14 protein-coding genes are annotated in these 12,364 nt (G+C 70.4%); 9 read left to right on the forward strand and 5 right to left on the reverse strand.

From position 1 onward, the window contains the following. Positions 1 to 102: 102 nt before the first annotated feature. Positions 103 to 765: a hypothetical protein gene (locus tag CEG14_RS13005; protein WP_094826765.1), complete on the forward strand. Its 663-nt coding sequence runs from the start codon at positions 103 to 105 to the stop codon at positions 763 to 765. A gap of 51 nt (positions 766 to 816) precedes the next feature. Here CEG14_RS13005 and CEG14_RS13010 read toward each other — a convergent pair whose 3' ends face one another. From CEG14_RS13010 to CEG14_RS13020, 3 genes are all read right to left on the reverse strand, one after another. Next, the gene (locus CEG14_RS13010; protein WP_094826766.1) at positions 817 to 1,746 is read right to left on the reverse strand and encodes a ZIP family metal transporter; all 930 of its coding nucleotides are present in this window, start codon (positions 1,744 to 1,746) and stop codon (positions 817 to 819) included. Between the two features lie 80 nt (positions 1,747 to 1,826). After that, positions 1,827 to 2,129 carry a hypothetical protein gene (locus CEG14_RS13015; RefSeq protein ID WP_094826767.1) on the reverse strand — a complete coding sequence of 101 codons (303 nt, stop codon included), beginning with the start codon at positions 2,127 to 2,129 and terminating at the stop codon, positions 1,827 to 1,829. Further along, on the reverse strand, positions 2,126 to 2,821 hold the full coding sequence (locus tag CEG14_RS13020) for a DJ-1/PfpI family protein (RefSeq protein WP_256985679.1): 696 nt from the start codon (positions 2,819 to 2,821) through the stop codon (positions 2,126 to 2,128). Before CEG14_RS13020 ends, CEG14_RS13015 begins: the two co-directional genes overlap by 4 nt. A gap of 207 nt (positions 2,822 to 3,028) precedes the next feature. On the opposite strand from CEG14_RS13020, the gene CEG14_RS13025 reads away from it, so the two are divergent. The 3 genes from CEG14_RS13025 (at position 3,029) to CEG14_RS13035 (ending at position 4,512) form a co-directional block, all read left to right on the forward strand. Further along, on the forward strand, positions 3,029 to 3,709 hold the full coding sequence (locus CEG14_RS13025) for a GntR family transcriptional regulator (RefSeq protein WP_094826769.1): 681 nt from the start codon (positions 3,029 to 3,031) through the stop codon (positions 3,707 to 3,709). Between the two features lie 2 nt (positions 3,710 to 3,711). Then, positions 3,712 to 4,164 (forward strand): GNAT family N-acetyltransferase, encoded by a 453-nt coding sequence (locus CEG14_RS13030; RefSeq protein ID WP_094826770.1) that lies wholly within the window; start codon positions 3,712 to 3,714, stop codon positions 4,162 to 4,164. A 153-nt stretch (positions 4,165 to 4,317) separates the two neighbouring features. Next, positions 4,318 to 4,512 (forward strand): DUF3008 family protein, encoded by a 195-nt coding sequence (locus CEG14_RS13035; RefSeq protein WP_094826771.1) that lies wholly within the window; start codon positions 4,318 to 4,320, stop codon positions 4,510 to 4,512. Here CEG14_RS13035 and CEG14_RS13040 read toward each other — a convergent pair. Next, a complete protein-coding gene (locus CEG14_RS13040) occupies positions 4,509 to 5,480 on the reverse strand; it encodes a LysR substrate-binding domain-containing protein (protein ID WP_094826772.1) in 972 nt (323 codons plus the stop codon). The two genes, CEG14_RS13035 and CEG14_RS13040, sit on opposite strands and share 4 nt — an antisense overlap. A 91-nt stretch (positions 5,481 to 5,571) precedes the next feature. Here CEG14_RS13040 and CEG14_RS13045 point away from each other — a divergent pair, with 91 nt between their 5' ends. Beyond that, the gene (locus CEG14_RS13045) at positions 5,572 to 6,777 is read left to right on the forward strand and encodes an MFS transporter (protein WP_094827527.1); all 1,206 of its coding nucleotides are present in this window, start codon (positions 5,572 to 5,574) and stop codon (positions 6,775 to 6,777) included. Further along, positions 6,774 to 7,673 carry an alpha/beta hydrolase family protein gene (locus CEG14_RS13050; protein ID WP_094826773.1) on the forward strand — a complete coding sequence of 300 codons (900 nt, stop codon included), beginning with the start codon at positions 6,774 to 6,776 and terminating at the stop codon, positions 7,671 to 7,673. Before CEG14_RS13045 ends, CEG14_RS13050 begins: the two co-directional genes overlap by 4 nt. Here CEG14_RS13050 and CEG14_RS13055 read toward each other — a convergent pair whose 3' ends face one another. Further along, the gene (locus CEG14_RS13055; protein WP_094826774.1) at positions 7,674 to 8,729 is read right to left on the reverse strand and encodes a LacI family DNA-binding transcriptional regulator; all 1,056 of its coding nucleotides are present in this window, start codon (positions 8,727 to 8,729) and stop codon (positions 7,674 to 7,676) included. It abuts the gene before it with no gap. A 115-nt stretch (positions 8,730 to 8,844) separates the two neighbouring features. Between CEG14_RS13055 and CEG14_RS13060 the strand changes: the two genes are divergently transcribed. The 3 genes from CEG14_RS13060 to CEG14_RS13070 are packed head-to-tail and all read left to right on the forward strand — an operon-like array spanning position 8,845 to position 12,363. Further along, positions 8,845 to 9,864, forward strand: a complete 1,020-nt coding sequence (locus CEG14_RS13060; protein ID WP_094826775.1) for a TRAP transporter substrate-binding protein — start codon at positions 8,845 to 8,847, stop codon at positions 9,862 to 9,864. A gap of 15 nt (positions 9,865 to 9,879) precedes the next feature. Continuing rightward, positions 9,880 to 11,781, forward strand: a complete 1,902-nt coding sequence (locus CEG14_RS13065; RefSeq protein ID WP_094827528.1) for a TRAP transporter large permease — start codon at positions 9,880 to 9,882, stop codon at positions 11,779 to 11,781. Positions 11,782 to 11,823: 42 nt separating this feature from the next. Continuing rightward, a complete protein-coding gene (locus tag CEG14_RS13070) occupies positions 11,824 to 12,363 on the forward strand; it encodes a VOC family protein (protein WP_094826776.1) in 540 nt (179 codons plus the stop codon). The last annotated feature ends 1 nt before the right edge of the window (position 12,364 follow it).

The following is a 12,364-nucleotide window of genomic DNA, read 5'->3' on the forward strand; positions in this document are numbered from 1 at the left end:
AACGCAACGAAACCACCCCGTGCATCGCCGCGATTCCGGGGCCGGAACGACAGCAGTAAAGTAGTGGTGGGTACCGGGGTTTCCGGTTCCGGAGAACAGATCATGAAGTCGCAAGTCTTGCGGCGGGTGTCCGCGGCCGTGCTCCTGGCCGCCGTGTGCGCCCCCGCGTTCGCGGGCCCCGGCTGGGGCGGCGGTGGCTACTACGGTGGCCGCCACGGTTATTACGGCAGTGGCTACAACCACCATCACCATGGCGGCGGCGGTTCGTCGTCGGATGGCTGGTGGATCGGCGGCGCGATCGCGCTGGCCGCGGTGGGCGCACTGCTGCTCGCCAACAATGCCAACGAGCCGGCCTACAACTCGGTGGGCGGCCAGGTGAGCGCCGGCGGCGTCACCTACACCACGCCGCCGGGCGTGTACGACAGCGGCTACGGCAACGCGGGCTACGGGGGCACCTATGTCGCTCCCTACGAATCGCAGGGAAGCTATGCCCAGCCGCTGACGTCATCGCCCACCTACGCCGCGCCGCAATCCTACCCGGTGCCGCAATACGACGCGGGCGATCCTGCCGCGCGCAACACGGCGCCGTTGGCCGCGCAGCCGTCGACGTCGGTGGCGCGCAACACGCCGCCGGCCAGCGTCGACTGCCGCAGCTATGCCATCAACCAGAGCGGCTACGACCCGGCGATCCGCTCGTCCTGGACCACGCAGGTGATGGTGGACACCTACAACCGCTATCTGCAGAGCTGCATGGCGGGTTCCTGAGCGCAGCCCACGCGGGCAGGCAGGCGGCCGCCATGCGCGGCCGTCTGCGTTTCAGCCCAGCGCGGTATCGAGAAACATCATCACCGCGAAGCCGGCCATGAGGCCGACCGTGGCCGCCGTCTGGTGGCCATTGCGGTGGGTCTCGGGGATCACCTCGTGCGAGACCACGAAGATCATCGCGCCGGCGGCCAGGCCCATGCTGATCGGATAGGCCAGCGGGAAACCGGTGGACATGCCCACGCCCACCAGCGCGCCGATCGGCTCCATCAGGCCCGATGCGACCGCCACCAGCACCGCGCGCATGCGGCTCATGCCGATGGCGCGCAGCGCCACCGCCACCGCCAGCCCTTCCGGAATGTCCTGGATCGCGATCGCGGTCGTGAGCGGCAGGCCGACGCTGAGGTCGCCGTTGGACAGGCTCACGCCGATGGCCATGCCTTCCGGCAGGTTGTGCAGCACGATGGTGAGCACGAACAGCCAGACCCCGCCCACGCGGGCGCCCTCGGGCCCCTTGGCGCCGGTCTGTTCGTGCACGTGTGGCGTGAAGAAATCGAGGCCCAGCATCAGCAGCACGCCGAGCGCGAGCCCGACCACCACCACGCCGGCCGCCGCCGGGCCCTCGCCCACCAGGTCGGCGGCCGCGGCCAGGCCGGGCAGGATCAGCGAGAACGCGCTCGCGGCCAGCATCATGCCGGCCGCCAGGCCCAGCATCACGTCCTGCGTACGCTGGCGGATGTCGCCCAGCACGCCTGCCAGCACCGCGCCGAAGGCAGTGGCGGCGAAGCCGGCCATGCCGCCCAGCACCGCGTAGCCCACGTGCGCGCGCTTGTCGCCGGTGAGCGCGTCGTAGCCGCTCGACAGCAACAGCAGCAGCACCGCCGCGACGGCGGCGCCCAGGCTGAGCGCGACGTAGGGATGCCGTTGCGCCTGCAACTTCCAGGCGGTGAGCAGATCGGTGGCGGCGACGGAACCGGTATTCATGGACGAGGGACGCAGGATGGGATTCGTCCATCTTGCCAGAGGCCGGGCGCGCGCCCAAGCGGATTCGAGCAGGCCGTGGCTCAGGCCGGGCCCAGGCCGCGCAGCATCTCGCGGGCGCGCTCGAGTTCGTAGGCCACCACCTCCGCGCGCTCGCCCAGCTCCGCGGCCAGCGCCTGCGCCAGCAAGGCTCGGGCGGCGTCGCGCTCACCCGCTTCGAGCAGGCATTCGCCCAGGATCACCTGCGCCTGCACGCGGATGGCGGGCTGGCCGGCGGCCTCGGCCATGTCGATCGCGCGCCGCAGCGCGGCCTGCGCACAGGGCCCGGCGCCGCGATCGAGAAGCATCAGCGCCTTGTTGACCTGATGCATGGCGGGCGCGGTCATGGCGTGCGCGCCGGCGCGGCGTCGAGCGCCTCGCCCGCCGCCCGCGCCGCCACGACCCGGCGCGCCTGGAACTCGGCGCTGGCCTCGGTCACGGCCTGCACCAGCACCGCCGGGGCGGCGCGCGGCGAGCCGCTGTTCCAGGGCGGTTGCGGGTCGTATTCCATCGACAGCTGGATGCGCTCGGCGCGCTCCTGGCCGTAGAGGTGCGCAACCAGCGTGAGCGCGAAGTCGATGCCGGAGGTGACGCCGGCGCCGGTGACGCGGTCGCGGTCGATCACCACCCGCTCGCCGACCGGCTCGGCGCCCATCAGCGCCAGCTGCGACAGCGAGAGCCAGTGCGAGGTGGCGCGATAGCCGCGCAACAGGCCGGCGGCCGCGAGCACCAGCGAGCCCGTGCAGACCGAGGTGATGTAACGCGCCCCGACCGCCTGGCGGCGCAGGAAATCGAGGGTGGCCGCGTCCTGCATCAGGTCGAGCTGGCCCGGCCCGCCGGGCACGAACAACAGATCGGCCGCGGGACAGTCGTCGTAGCCGTGCTCGGCGAACAGGCGCAGGCCGCCGCCGTCGGTGACCAGCCCCGCCTCGCGCGACACCACGTGCAACCGCATTTCCTTGACCCGCGTGAAGACCTCGTAGGGCCCGGTGAAATCGAGCTGGGTCAGGCGCGGGTAGAGCAACATCACGACGTTCATGATCGCTTCCTGGGAGAGGCCGCAAAGCGCCATGGTAGCGGGTCATCGGCGGGAAATCGACGGCGCCGTGAGCGCGATCCGGCCCGCGCGCCGCCGCTCCAGCAAAAGTTGCATGCAATCTTTGCTCGCGCAAAGCTGTACCCAATCCTTGTCGCAGTTTGCTAGACTGGGCTGCCTCGCCCGCACGGGCCTTTTATCGCAGCATCCATGCCGTCCACTCCCGATCACAGCGCCGAAGACATCGCCCGCGCCCTGGCCGAAGCCGTCGTCTCGCACCGCCTGCCGCCCGGCACGCGGCTGCGGGAAGAGGCCCTGGCCCGGGTCTACGGCGTGAGCCGCACCAAGATCCGCGCGGCGCTGCTGATGCTCTCGAAAGACAAGCTGATCAACATCGTGCCCGACAAGGGCGCGTTCGTGAGCAAGCCCGACGCCAACGAGGCGCGCGAGGTCTACAGCGTGCGCGCGATCCTCGAAACCGCCGTGGCGCGCGAGTTCGTGGCGCGTGCCCGCCCGACCGACTACCGCCGCCTGCGCGAACACCTCAAGCGCGAGCGCGCGGCCATCGCGGCCGGCACCGTGCCGCTGCGCAACCAGCTGCTTTCGGATTTCCATCTGCTGCTGGCCGAGATCGTGGGCAATTCCGTGCTCACGGCAATGCTGCGCGAGCTGCTGGCGCGCAGCGCCGTGATCACCGCGCTGTACCAGACCGCCCACGACGCCAACTGTTCGTCGCAGGAGCACGAGGCCTTTCTCGAAGCGGCCCAGGCCGGCGACGTGGAACGCGCATGCGCGCTCATGCAGGAACACCTGCACCACACTCAGAGCGCGCTCGAATTCGCCGACCCGGAGGCGCGCGACGGCGACCTGGTGGCCGCGCTGCTGAGTTGAACATGATCGTCATCAGCCCCTGGAACGCCGGCCCCGACGCCGCGCCGCCCGCCGAATCGCTGACCCAGCTCTGGCTCTCCGCCACCCTGACCACGCACGATTTTCTCGATTCGGCCATGATTGCCGCGCTCTACCCCCAGGTGCGCGATCTGTACCTGCCGGCGGTCGAGGTCTGGCTCGCGCACGACGCACGCGGCCGGTTACTGGGCTTTTCCGGGCTGCGCGAGTCCAAGGTCGAAATGCTGTTCGTGGCGCCCGCCGCGCACGGCCAGGGCGTGGGCACGGCGCTGCTCGATCACGCGCGGGCGCGGCTGGGCAGCCTCACGCTCGACGTGAACGAGCAGAATCCCCGCGCGCACGGCTTCTATCTGCACTATGGCTTTGTCGAAACCGGCCGTTCGCCGCTCGACGCCGCCGGCCGGCCCTTCCCGCTCGTGCACCTGCGCCTGCCCTGAGCGCAGGCACGCGTCATTCTCGGTTTCATCCCGCTACGACGCTTTGCAGGCACGCCGCGCCCCGAGGCGTAGGGTGGAATCGTGGCTGCGCGCAACGCGCCGGCCCATTCCCACCCCGGCCGGGGCGACCCGGCCGCAACCAGGAGCAACGATATGCCAGCCAAATCGAAGGCACAGCAAATGGCCGCAGGCGCGGCGCTCTCGGCCAAGAAGGGCGAGCGTCCCAAGAAGGAGCTCAAGGGCGCCTCCAAGGACATGTACGAGTCCATGTCGAAGAAACAGCTCGAGGACTTCGCCTCGACCTCGCGCAAGGGCAAGCCCGAGCGCGTGCAACACAAGCATCACTAGGCGGTCCGCCCCGCCTCGCCCGCTTCCCGGCCCGCGGCGGCCTGCTCGCGTATCCATTGCGCGACGCGGGTCACGGCGGGCCGGGGCGCTTGCGCCGCGTGCAACAGCCAATAGGCATGCGCGAGCGGCGCGGGGCTGGCCTTGGCCGGGATGATCCGCAGCAGGCCCTGGTCTCGTTGCCTGCGCAACAATTCGAGCCGGCCCAGTGCCACGCCCTGCCCCGCCAGCGCCGCCTGGATCACCTGATCGTACTGATTGAAGTGCAGCACGCCTGCGGGCCTCGCGCCGGCCAGCCCGCGCTGCGCCAGCCAGTGCTGCCAGCCGAGTTGCGGATGCGCCGCGTCGTCGAGCTCGAGCAGATGCACGCCACGCAGGCTGCGGGCGGAATTCAGGGCGGCCAGGGCGAGGTCCGGGTGGGCAACCAGCGCGATGGTCTCGCCGAACAGCGGCTCTGCGTCCGCCGGCGCATCCGGCGCCGGGCAGTAACGGATCGCGAGGTCGATATCCTCGCGGCGCAGGTCGTTCAAGCGGTTGTCGGCCGACAGTCGCACCTCCACGTCGGGTAGGGCGGCCTGCAGCTGCGTGAGCCGTGGCAGCAGCCACAGGCCCGTGACGCCCACGCTGGCGCTGATCGTGACCGGCCGCTCGGCGCCGGCCTGGCGTACCTGCTGCACGCAATGCGCGATGGCGTTGAGCGCCGCGTCCGCCGTGTCGAACAGCTGGCGGCCGGCGGGCGTGAACGTGATCGCGCGATGATGGCGCTGCAACAGCGGCACGCCGATGGCCGCCTCGAGCGCGGCGACCTGCCGGCTCACGGCCGACTGGGTGAGAAACAGATCCTGGGCGGCCAGCGTCACGCTCATGCGCCGTCCTACCGCCACGAACCCGCGCAGCAGGTCCAGCGCCGGCAGCCGGGCAAGCGCCGGCGGCCGCGCCGAGGGCGCGCTCTTTGCATTCTTTGCACGCATCCGAGTGTTCCTATTTCTCAGTTGAGCTTGCCGTTTGCGCCCGATCTAATGCGAGTCTGCATACCCCACACGCATTCGTCGCGAGCCCATGATGACACACTCTTCCTCTTCCGCCGCGCCCCGCCTCGGCGTGCTGCTGCTGGCCGGCGGCGTGATCCTGGGCCTGGCCCTGGGCGCGCGCCATGTGCAGGGCCTGTTCCTGCTGCCGGTGTCGCAGGCACACGGCTGGCCGCGCGAAACCTACGGGCTCGCCATGGCGTTGCAGAATCTGGTGTGGGGCCTGGCGCAGCCGGTGGCGGGCTGGATCGCCGACCGCCAGGGTTCGGCGCGCGTGCTGGCGGGCGGGCTGCTGCTCTATGCCCTGGGGCTGGCCGGCATGGCGTTCGCGCACGGCGCCCTGCCCTTCATGCTCGCGGCCGGACTGTGCATCGGCCTGGCGCAGGCGGGCACCACGTTCGGCGTGATCTACGCCGCCATGACGCGGCTGGCGCCCCCGTCCCAGCGCGGCATGGCCCTGGGCGTGACCGGCGCCCTCGGCGGCCTCGGCCAGTTCCTGCTGGTGCCGGGCGCGCAGGTGGCGATCGACCTGCTCGACTGGCGCGGCGCGCTGTGGCTGATGGCCGCCCTGTTGCTGGGGGCCCTTGTGCTGGCTCCGATCCTGCGCGACCGGCCGTCCGCGTCCGCCGCGAACGAGGGCTCCGCCCCGATCGCCCTGGCCGTGCGCCAGCCCGGCTTCTGGCTACTGACCGCCGGTTTCCTGACCTGCGGCTTCCAGCTGGCCTTCATCGCCACGCACCTGCCCGCCTATCTCGCCGAGCTCGGGCTGGGCCACCAGGGCGTGGCCGCGCTGGCGATCGTGGCGCTGTTCAACATCGCGGGCACCTATGCCTGCGGCGTGCTGGGTGCGCGCTGGCCGCGCCAGCGCCTGCTTTCCGTGCTCTATCTGCTGCGCGCCGCCGCCATCGCCGCCTTCATCGCGGCGCCCGCCACCCCGCTCACCGTATACGTGTTCGCGGCCGTCATGGGCTTGCTGTGGCTGGGCACGGTGCCGCTCACCAATGGCCTGATCGCGCAGGTCTACGGCACGCGCAACCTGGGCACGCTGTTCGGGCTGGTCTTCGTAGGGCACCAGCTGGGCTCGTTCCTCGGCGTGTGGCTGGGCGCGCGCCTCTACGACCGCCTGCACGACTACACGCCGGTGTGGCTGCTCGCCATCGCGCTCGGGTTGCTGGCGGCCGCGCTGCACTGGCCGATCTCCACCCGTCCGCTCGCCGCGCCCCGCGCCGCCGCGGCATGAGCGACGCGCCGTCGCCGTACGCGGCCCGGGCCGCCGATGGCTACGCCGTGCACGGCCACGCCTGGGTCCACGCGACGGCGCAGCGCCGGCCGGTCACGCTGATCAACGCCGCCACCTCGGTGCACAGCCGCTACTACGCCCGCTACGCCGCCTGGCTGCATGCGCGCGGCCGAAACGTCTACACCTATGACTACCGCGGCATCGGCGGCTCCCGCCCGGACCACGGGCTGCGCGGCTTCAGCGCCAGCTGGACCGACTGGGGCGCGCTCGATTGCGAGGCCGTGCTCGGTCTCCTGCGGACACGCCATCCGGACGCGCCCATCGACGTGGTGGCGCACAGCTTCGGCGGCTGCGCGCTGGGCCTGGCGCGCAGCGCTGGCACGGTGCGCCACGTGGTGAGCGTGGGCGCGCAATACGCCTACTGGCGCGACTACGCCCGCGCGCAGCGCTCGCGCATGGCCGCACGCTGGCATCTCGTGATGCCGCTGCTGACGCGGCTGTTGGGCTACTTTCCCGGCAGACGCCTGGGCTGGCTGGAAGACACGCCGGCCGGCGTGGTGCGCGACTGGGCCAGCCCGCGCGCGAGCTACCTGGCGCGTCCGAGCATGCGGCACGCGCCACCCGCACCGGCCTTCACGCATCTGCGCGCACGCATGCTGGCGATCGGCCTGGACGACGATCCGTTCGGCACGCCGGCGGCCGTGGCCCGGCTGCTGGCGCACTACACCGGTTGCGCGCGCACCCATCTGCGCATGACGCCCGCCGATGCGGGCGCCACCGAGGTCGGCCACTTCGCCTTTTTCCACGCCCGCCACGCCGACACGCTGTGGCCGCTCACGCTGGCCTGGCTCGACGGCGGCCGGCTGCCGCCGGGGCACCCGGGCCGCGTGCTCTGATCAGGGCAGGTTCTCGCGGAAGATGACCTGGCTGCGCGCGAACTCCACCCCGGTCATGGGGCTGCGCCGGTGGCGCAGGTTGGCGAAGATGCGCACGCAGTTCATCAGGGCCTCGAGCGGGCTCTGCGTGATCACGGCGTCCATGGTGCCGTCGATCAGCAAAGCGCGCGTGTCCGGCGTGAGGCCGTGGCCGATGAACACCACGCGATGCTGCAGCCCCGCCTCGCGCAGCGCGCGCGCCACGCCGTCGGAGGCCCCGCCGATGTTGTAGATGCCGGCGAGCTGCGGATACTGGTCGATCAGCTGGCGCGCCTGCTCGTAGTTGCGCTGCTCGTCGTCATAGCCTTCGCGCAGCCCCACCACCTGCAAGGCCTGGAAGCGCTCGGCATACAGCTGCAGAAAGCCGCTCTCGCGTTCCTCGTGGGCGCGATAGTGGCGCGAGCCGGCGATCAGCGCGACCTGCGCCGCGCGCGGCCCGATGAAGCGCCCGATCAGGTAGCCGGCGGTACGGCCGGCCGCGCGGTTGTCCAGGCCCACGTAGGCGGCGCGCGCGCAGTTGGCGATGTCGGAGATCAGCGTGACCGTGGGCACGCCGCGCGTCGCCAGCGTGTCCACCGCCTCGCGCACGGCCGGATGCTCCAGCGCCATGAACGCAATGCCGTCGGCGCGCCGGCCGCGCTTGAGCAGCGCCTGTGCGAGCGCATCGGGATTGAAGCTCTCGACATATTCCACCTGGCAGCGCGCATCGAGCGGCGCGACGTGTTCGGCCGCGTAGCCCACCGTGTCGCCCAGCATGCGCAGAAAGCGGTTGCTGCCGCGCGGCAGCAGGAACACCAGGCGCATCGGCTCGCGCGCCGGCGTGGTGTCGACGGCGTCGGGCAGGTAGCCGAGGTCGGCGGCGGCCTGCCACACCTTCTGCGCGGTGATGGCCCGCACGCCGGGCCGGCGGTTGAGCACGCGATCGGCGGTGGCCGTGGAAACGCCGGCGCGCTGCGCCACGTCGGCGAGCCGGGCCAGGGTGCGGGCGGGCGCCTTTTTCACATCAGAATCCATCATTTTTTTGGTTTGACGTCGTTGCATGGGCTCCCCTATTGTGCACAACAGCCTGCGCTAAGCATCGGGCGATGGCTCATAGAAGCACATCAAATTACATCAAAAACCGGAGACAAACATGAAGCTGATCACCCGTCGCAGCGCACTGCGCCGCCTATGCGCCGTGCCCGCCGCCGCCCTGGCGGGCGGCTTTCCGCTGATCGCCCGGAGCGCCGAGTTCTCGCTGAAGTACGGCAACAACCTGCCGGTCACGCACCCGCTGAACATCCGCGCCCAGGAAGCCGCCGACCGCATCCTCAAGGAAAGCAACGGCCGCGTCGACATCAAGATCTTCCCGAACAACCAGCTCGGCGGCGACACCGACATGCTGGCCCAGGTGCGTTCGGGCGGCATCGACTTCTTCACGCCCTCCGCGCTGGTGATCGCCACGCTGGTGCCGGTCGCAGCGATCAACGCCGTCGGCTTCGCCTTCAAGGACTACAACCAGGTCTGGAGCGCGATGGACGGCGCGCTGGGCGCCCACGTCCGCGCGGCCATCGCGCAGCGCCGGCTCTATGCCTTCGAGAAGATGTGGGACAACGGCTTTCGCCAGACCACCAGCAGCAAGGCGCCGGTGCAGAACGCGGCCGACATGAGCGGCCTGAAGATCCGCGTGCCGGTCAGCCCGCTGCCGATCTCGATGTTCAAGGGCCTGGGCGCCGCGCCCGCCAGCCTGCAGTTCAGCGAAGTCTATTCCTCGCTGCAGACCCGCGTGGTGGACGCGCAGGAGAATCCGCTGCCCATCATCCAGGTGGCCAAGCTCTACGAAGTGCAGAAGTACTGCTCGCTCACCAACCACATCTGGGACGGCTACTGGTTCATCGCCAACGGCCGCATGTGGGAAGGCCTGCCGGCCGACCTCAAGACCGTCGTGGCGCGCGGCATCAACGAGGCCGGCCTGGCCCAGCGCGAAGACATCAAGAAGCTCAACGCCTCGGTGCAGTCCGACCTCGAGGCCAAGGGCCTGGCCTTCAACAAGCCGTCGGCCGACAGCTTCCGCGAACAGCTGCGCACGGCCGGCTTCTACAAGGAATGGCAGGAGCGTTTCGGCCAGGAAGCCTGGGGGCTGCTCGAGCAGGCCGTCGGCAAGCTGGCGTAAGGGCAGGCCATGAGCATGCCCTCCACCACCCTGCCGGGCGCGCACGCCGCCCACGGCGCGACGCCGCTGGCAGCGCCTTCCGGCCCGCTGGCGCGCGGCGCCGCCCGCATCGAAACGGCGCTCGGCGCCGTGGTCGAACACGTGGCGGCCGCCATCGTGCTGATCGAGATCATCGTGCTGTTCGCCGGCGTGGTGGCGCGGTATGCGCTGCACAGCCCGCTGGTCTGGTCCGACGAGCTGGCCTCGATCCTGTTCCTCTGGCTGTCCATGCTGGGCGCCGTGGTGGCCTTGCGGCGCGGCGAGCACATGCGCATGACGGCGCTCGTGAACAACGTGCGCCCGGCCGTGCGGGCGCGCCTGGAAGTGGCGGCGCTGGCGGCCTCGATGGCGTTCCTGGTGCTGATCCTCGGGCCGTCGATCGAATACGCCTACGAAGAGCACTTCATCATCACGCCCGCGCTCGAACTCAGCAACGCCTGGCGCGCCGCGGCGCTGCCGACCGGCATGGGGCTGATGGCGGTGGTGGCCCTGCTCAAACTGTTGCGCACGCAAACGGTGGCGCAGGTCGCCCTGGCGCTCGCGCTGGCGGCCGCGGTGGTGGCGCTGTTCTGGCTGGCCAAGCCGGTGTTCGCGCCGCTGGGCAAGCTGAACCTCGTGATCTTCTTCGTCGGCATCGTGGCGGCCACGGTGTTCACCGGCGTGCCGATCGCGTTTTCCTTTGCGCTGGCCACCTTCTCCTACCTAGCGCTCACCACCAACACCCCGATGCTGGTGATGGTGGGCCGGCTCGACGAGGGCATGTCGCACCTCATGCTGCTGGCCGTGCCGCTGTTCATCTTCCTCGGCTCGCTGATCGAGATGACCGGCATGGCGCGCGCCATGATCCAGTTTCTCGCCAGCCTGCTCGGCCACGTGCGCGGCGGCCTGTCATACGTGCTGATCGGCGCCATGTACCTGGTCTCGGGCATCTCCGGCTCGAAGATCGCCGACATGGCGGCCATCGCGCCGGTGCTGTTTCCCGAGATGCGCAAGCGCGGCGCCAAGCCGGGCGACCTGGTGGCGCTGCTGTCGGCCACGGGCGCGCAGACCGAGACCATCCCGCCGTCGATCGTGCTGATCACCATCGGTTCGGTCACCGGCGTGTCGATCGCGGCGCTGTTCACCGGCGGCCTGATGCCCGCCGTGGTGCTGGGCGTGGCGCTGTCGGCCGTGGTCTGGTGGCGCTACCGCAAGGAAGACCTGAGCCAGGTCAAGCGCTTCGCCGCGCGCGAGATCGGCAAGCTGTTCGTGATCGCACTGCCGGCCGTCGCCCTGCCCTTCGTGATCCGCGCCGCGGTGGTCGAGGGCGTGGCCACCGCCACCGAGGTGTCGACCATCGGCGTGGTGTATTCGATGGTGGTGGGGCTCCTGATCTACCGCCGCTTCGACTGGGCCCGCCTCAAGCCCATGCTGATCGAGACCGCCTCGCTGTCGGGCGCGATCATGCTGATCGTGGGCTGCGCGACCGCCATGGCCTGGGGCCTCACGCAATCGGGCTTCTCCGGCGACCTGGCGCGCCTGATGGCCGGCATGCCGGGCGGCGCCTACGGCTTCCTGGCGGTGTCGATCGTGGCCTTCATCATCCTGGGCAGCGTGCTGGAAGGCATTCCCGCCATCGTGCTGTTCGGCCCGCTGCTGTTCCCGATCGCGGTGCAGGCCGGCGTGCACGAGGTGCACTACGCCATGGTGGTGATCTTCGCCATGGGCATCGGCCTGTTCGCGCCGCCGTTCGGCGTGGGCTACTACGGCGCCTGCGCCATCAGCCGGGTCGATCCCAACGAAGGCATCCGGCCGATCTGGGGCTACATCGCCGCCCTGCTGGTGGGCCTGCTGATCGTGGCCGCCTTCCCGTGGTTCTCGATCGGCTTCCTCAAATAAATCCCGGGCGCCCCGGCGCCCTCTTCTTGCAGAACATACGTCATGAGCCGTTTCCTGGGTGAAATCCGTCAACTCGGTTATGTGGTGCCCGACATCGAGGCCGCCATGCGCTACTGGAGCGAGACGCTGGGCGTCGGGCCCTGGTACTACAACCCGCGCGTGCCGATCGAAAACTATCGCTACGACGGCGAGCGCCACGAGCCGCACAACTCGGTGGCGCTGGCCAACTCCGGCTTCGTGCAGGTCGAACTGATCCAGACCCGCAACGACGTCCCGTCGATGTACCGCGACTTCCTGCGCGCCGGCCGCACCGGCCTGCAGCACGTGGCCTACTGGACCGAAGACTACGACGCCGACCTGGAGCGCCTGCTCGCACAGGGCTTCAGGCCCAAGATGAGCGGCGAGGTCGGCGCCAACGGCCGCTTCATCTACTTCGACACCGAGTACCACCCGGGCACCGTCATCGAGCTGTCCGAAGTGGCGGGCCCCAAGGGCAAGCTGTTCGACCTGATCCGCGCCAGCAGCGAGGGCTGGGACGGCAGCGATCCGGTGCGCCCCTTCCCCGATCTCAAGACCCTCTGAG

Origin of the sequence: Bordetella genomosp. 1, assembly GCF_002261335.1 — a bacterium.
Taxonomy (GTDB): Bacteria; Pseudomonadota; Gammaproteobacteria; order Burkholderiales; family Burkholderiaceae_B; genus Bordetella.